2 protein-coding genes are annotated in these 6076 nt (G+C 51.3%); both read right to left on the bottom strand.

Going from position 1 to position 6076, the window contains the following annotated elements; all coding sequences use genetic code 11:
- Positions 1 to 431 precede the first annotated feature (431 nt).
- Positions 432 to 1622, bottom strand: a complete 1191-nt coding sequence (locus QT990_RS25575; protein WP_333145671.1) for a transposase — start codon at positions 1620 to 1622, stop codon at positions 432 to 434.
- 280 nt (positions 1623 to 1902) lie between these two features.
- A partial coding sequence (locus QT990_RS25570; RefSeq protein ID WP_445305451.1) for an Ig-like domain-containing protein occupies positions 1903 to 6076 on the bottom strand: 4174 nt, incomplete at its 5' end.

Genomic DNA, 6076 nt, shown 5'->3' with positions numbered 1-6076 from the left:
GCGATTAAAAGGGCGGGTTTTTGAGATTGTCAATTATTGGCAGATATTTTTCGTGAACCCGCCCCTACCGTATTAGGCGTAATCGACCGGACATGATATTATATCAAATGCGGTAGCCTCGTCGGGCGTAAAATCCCGTCAATAATCACGGACGCTGCAACAGGAATTAATCGAATTAATCTGCGTTAATCTGTGTTTATCTGCCCACATCTGCGGTTTTTTTAAAAAAAATCTCGAACCGCAGATGACAAGGGATTGACGCAGATTCACGCCGATAATAAGAGATTTATGAATAATCCCGATGCTAACAGATTTAATATTATACCAAATCAGGCTTGAATACACCTTTATTTTTTAGCATTTGAGAGAGGAACAAAAGGCAACTTTGACATACTCCCCAGCTATCAAGGCGAGGGGATTCTAAACCCGGACTAAAATAAATAGTCTCCCAAGTTTAGGCTTAGCACTTCATTGTCCGATACTACCGAAGTAGTTTTACTCAAACTCTGTGCTCGTTTAGAGTCGTGGCGATACCCCATCCCGACTTTTTCTATATTTTTAGCGGCGTTCAAATCTCGATCGTGTTTAGCTCCGCAGTTTAAGCACAGGATTGAGCGCACAGAGAGGTCTAGTTTTCCCCATCTAAACCCGCACTCTGAGCAAGTTTGAGAGGTCGGCTCCCAGCGAGAAATTACTTTAAATTCTCTGCCGTATTTCTCAGACTTGCCCTCACAAAGCGTCCTAAATTCTCCCCATCCTTGCTGACTTATTGCCCTTGACAATCTCCGATTTTTAACCAGACCTGCTACGTTCAAATCTTCTAGGATAATGGTTTGGTTTTCACTCACCAACTTAGTAGATAGTTTGTGCAGAAAATCCTTTCGACTATCAGCAATCTGGTTGTGTAGCTTGGCAATTTTAAGCCTAGTTTTATCCCGAGGTTTTGAGGTCTGGACTTGACGGGATAGCTGGCGCTGTAGTCTGCGAATTTTACGATCTAGCACTTTGTAGCTTGGACTTTGTGCGGTTGTACCATCACTCATTGCAGCGAAGGTTTTTATGCCCAAATCTACACCGATGCTTTGGTTTTTAGCCTCGGTCTGGATGGGGGAAACTTCTACAACAAAGCTTAGAGAATATCGGTTTGTACAGTCCTTGATTATCGTAACAGAGCTAGGATTGGATGGTAATTTTCTAGACCAAACGGGAAATACGTCCCCTATTTTTGCCAGATAAACCTCATTACCTCTCAATACAAAACCGTTGCGCGTTAACCTGGCCGATTGGCTGTTTGTCTTTTTCTTGAACTTAGGATAGCCGACTTTTTTTCCTTTTCTTTTTCCTGTGCAGGACTTGAAGAAATTGCTAAACGCCGCCTCTAAATCTGAGACAGATTGTTGTAAAGGAATAGCTGAAACTTCTCCCAACCATTCTCTTTCTGGTGTCTTTTTAGCTAAAGTTAAAACTAATTTTTGCAATTCGGCAGAACTAGGTTTTCTGTCTGACTGTTTGCAAAGTCTTAGAGCATCATTCCAGACTACCCGCACACAGCCAAACAATTTAGCTAAGCTAATTTTTTGTTCAATTGTCGGATAGAATCTGTATTGATACCGCCCTTTCATTTCCCCTCCTTTGTGTTCTTAATTTACTATACCATAGTATACTAAGCAATAAGCAATCAGGAAGATTGGGAAATTAATTTCAAGGCGGTTGAAACCGCGCCCGACTTCATCCCCATATCTGAAGCTAGGGGCTTTCGTCTCGTTCTTCCGGTAAGAACGATGTCAAGGGCAGAGTGCTACAAAGTTTTTAACCCGGATTGAGTATTGTGAGGAACGCCACAGAAGTTCGGATCTGCTGTGGCGTTTTGTTCGCCAGAACAGGAGACTTTCGCCGCCAATTCTAGAGCTCAGAGAGATTTGGTAGGAAATCCGAGGAGCCGATCGCCCCGTTAACCCCAACCAGATTAGCTAAAACCCGATCGGTTCCTGCTACGCGCAGCAACGTACCGTTCGGAGTGGCGCTAAATTGCAACTGCTGGAAACTCAGCCCGTCGCTCAAAACAAACTTATCGACGGCTACCTCGAAGTTAATGACAGTATCAGTGCCGCCATCAGCACTCAACACATATCGATCGAACCCAATACCTCCAATCAAAGTATCCTCGCCCAAGTCGCCAAACAGCCAGTCATCTCCAGCGCCCCCATTGAGAAGGTCGTTATCTTTACCACCAATCAGAGTATCGCTGCCAGCATCTCCGTTGATAGTATCTTGGCCTTCATTGCCGTAGAGCAAGTCATCGCCGTCACCGCCGTTGATGCAGTCTTGCTGGTCGTTTGCGCCCACCGAGACAGCCCGGTTATCAGCACGATCGCCATAAATGGTATCGTTGCCCTCGCCACCGCAGAGTTCATCGCTACCGTAACCGCCGTAAATCAAGTCGTCACCCAGATCTCCGTGTATGAGGTCGTTAGCTTTGCCGGCGTAAATCAAGTCGTTATCTTCACCGCCACTGATGGTATCGTCACCCTCATCGCCGAACAGCACATCAGCACCGATGCCACCAAAAAGCAAGTCTTGGCCACCAACATCTTGAACTCGACTTCGAGCACCGCCGTACATGGTATCGTCGCCGCTGTCGCCGACAAGGGTATCAGAGCCGAGTTCGCCCCAAGTCAGGTCATTATCTTTGCCACCCCAAACACAATCATTGCCTTTACCTGCTTGCACGGTATCATTACCGTGGCCGCCGCCGATGATGTCGTTGCCGCTGTCGCTAAAGATTAAGTCTTGTTCGCCGAGATCCCCGATGGACTGGGAACTGCCACTGTCGCCGAGCAGAGTATCGGCTCCTTCGCCGCCGTAGAGGGTATCGGAGCCTAATTGACCGTAGAGCAGGTCATTGCCTTTGCCTCCGTAAGCGGGATCGTTATCTTTGCCTGCAACCAGCGTATCGTTGTCTTGTTGGCCGTTGAGGAAGTCGTTACCGAAGCCTCCGTACAGCAAGTCGCGTCCCTCGGAGTCGGTGGCCCTTTGGTCGGGGATGCCCCCAAACAAGCTGTCGGAGCCGATGCCACCAAACAAGGTATCGTTCGCGAGTTCGCCCCAAATTAGGTCATTTTCTTTACCTCCAAGGGCAATATCGCCACCTTTGCCGGTATGGATGATATCGTCGCCCTCGTTGCCATTAATCAGGTCTGCACCGTTGCCTCCAAAGAGCAAATCGCGAGCCTCGTCAGGACTCTGGGAGTTGTTCTGCCCGTTGTCTCCCAAAATCGTATCGGCACCTAGATCTCCAAACAGAGTGTCAGAGTCTAAGTCGCCGGCAACCCAGTCATTCTGTTTGCCTCCGTAAACACTATCGTTGCCCTCGCCTCCGTCAACAATATCGGTGTCAATGCCACCAAAAACCCTGTCATTGTCTTCGTTGCCGTAAATTTCGTCCGCGCCGTCTTCACCTAAAAGCAGGTCGTTGCCTCCAAAACCGACGATTTTTTGGTTGCCTTTGGTGTCTGCGATGAAGCCATCGCCGTCGGTTCCTTTGGTGGTTTGTCCCTCGGAAAATTGTGAAATAGGCCGGACAAATCCAACTGCAGGTGGTTGCTGCGGGGGCGCAAAGTTAATTCCCGGTTTTTCCATAATGGGCCCACACAAACAGTCGGTATCTGTTTCCCCGATCGGATTTGAGACTATGGGCGATGCCGGCGTTGGTGTGGGAGTAGACGCCCCCGACCGCAAGATAGCCACGACAGTAGCGACAGCGGGACTGGTGGCACCGCTGTTGTCTGTGGCGCTGTAGGTGAAATTGGTTCCTGTAAAGTTGCCAGTTGTGAAGAAAAATAGTTGCTGCAACTGTGCGGGAGTGAGGACTTGACCTGCTGTGACTGGTACACCACCGTTGGCCGGATCTCCTAAATACAGGACGGCTTGATCTGCTGGAGGCAGGGTGTTGATGGTGTAAGAGACGATCGACCCGTCGGGGTCGCTTCCTCCCAATCCTGTGACTAACTGGCTGCTATTGGGGGCGAGGCTGGAGTTGGCATTGTTGGCTAATGGCGGTTGGTTGTCAGTTGGAAGTATGGCCGCGACAGTAGCGGTAGCGGGACTGGTGGCGCCGCTGTTGTCTGTGGCGCTGTAGGTGAAATTGGCTCCTGTAAAGTTGCCTGTGGCTTGCAAAAATAGTTGCTGTAACTGTGCAGGAGTCAGGACTTGGCCGGGTGTCACTGGTACGCCACCGTTGGCGGGATCTCCTAAAAACAGAACGGCTTGGTCTGGTGAGGGCAAGCTGTTGATGGTGTAAGAGACGATCGACCCGTCGGGGTCGCTTCCTCCCAATCCTGTGACTAACTGGCTGCTGTTGGGCCCGACGCGGGAGTTGGCATTGTTGGCAACTGGCGGTTGGTTGTCAGTTGTGCTTGGAGTTGGTGTGGGCCCTATCAGTCCAGCCACACTAGCGGTAGCGACTGGACTGATAGCGCCGCTGTTGTCGGTAGCGGTGTAGGTGAAATTGGTTCCTGTAAAGTTGCCTGTCGTGAAGAAAAACAGTTGCTGCAACTGTGCTGGAGTCAGGACTTGGCCTGGTGTCACTGGTACACCGCCGTTGGCGGGATCTCCTAAATACAGGACGGCTTGGTCTACTGGGGGCAGGGTGTTGATGGTGTAAGAGACGATCGACCCGTCGGGGTCGCTGCCTCCCAATCCCGTGACTAATCGGCTGCTGTTGGGCCCGAGGCTGGAGTTGGCATTGTTGGCAACTGGCGGTAGGTTGTCAGTTGGAGTTGTTGGAGTTGTTGGAGTTGGTGCTGGAGTTGGAGTTGGTGTGGGCCCTATCAGTCCAGCCACAGTCGCGGTAGCGACTGGACTGATAGCGCCGGTGTTGTCTTTCGCGCTGTAGGTGAAATTGGCTCCTGTAAAGTTGCCCGTGGTGAAGAAAAATAGTTGCTGCAACTGTTGAGGAGTCAGGACTTGACCTTGTGTCACTGGTACACCGCCGTTGGCGGGATCTCCTAAAAACAGGACTGCTTGGTCTGGTGATGGCAGGCTGTTGATGGTGTAAGAGACGATCGACCCGTCGGGGTCGGGGTCCCTTCCTCCCAATCCCGTGACTAACCGGCTGCTGTTGGGGCCGAGGCGGGAGTTGGCATTGTTGGCTAATGGGGGTTGGTTGTCAGTTGGTGTTGGTGTGGGCCGTATCAGTCCAGCCACACTAGCGGTAGCGACTGGACTGATAGCACCGCTGTTGTCTGTCGCCCTGTAGGTGAAATTGGTTCCTGTAAAGTTGCCCGTCGTGAAGAAAAACAGTTGCTGCAACTGTGGTGGAGTCAGGACTTGGCCTGGTGTCACCGCAACGCCGCCGCCCAAAGCTGGATCTCCTAAAAACAGCACGGCTTGGTCTGCAGGAGGCAGGGTGTCGATCGTGTAAGAGACGATCGACCCGTCGGCGTCGCTTCCTCCCAATCCTGTGACTAACTGGCTGCTGTTGGGGCCGAGGCGGGAGTTGGAATTGTTGGCTAATGGCGGTTGGTTGCCAGTTGGAAGTATGGCCGCGACAGTAGCGGTAGCGGGACTGGAGGCGCCACTGTTGTCTGTGGCGCTGTAGGTGAAATTGGCTCCTGTAAAGTTGCCTGTGGCTTGCAAAAATAGTTGCTGCAACTGTTCTGGAGTCAGGACTTGGCCTGGTGTCACTGGTACACCACCGCCCAAAGCGGGATCTCCTAAAAACAGCACGGCTTGGTCTGCAGGAGGCAGGGTGTCGATGGTGTAAGAGGCGATCGACCCGTCGGGGTCGCTTCCTCCCAATCCCGTGACTAACCGGCTGCTGTTGGGGCCGAGGCGGGAGTTGGAATTGTTGGCAACTGGCGGTTGGTTGTCAGTTGGAAGTATGGCCGCGACAGTAGCGACAGCGGGACTGGAGGCGCCGCTGTTGTCTGTGGCCCTGTAGGTGAAATTGGTTCCTGTAAAGTTGCCTGTGGCTTGCAAAAATAGTTGCTGTAACTGTGCTGGAGTCAGGACTTGGCCTGGTGTCACTGGTACACCACCGCCCAAAGCGGGATCTCCTAAAAACAGCACGGCTTGG

This window comes from Microcoleus sp. T3_B1 (genome assembly GCF_036700445.1).
GTDB lineage: Bacteria > Cyanobacteriota > Cyanobacteriia > Cyanobacteriales > Microcoleaceae > Microcoleus.
Note: the sequence above shows the minus strand (reverse complement) of the source record. Positions and strands in the feature narration are given on the sequence as shown.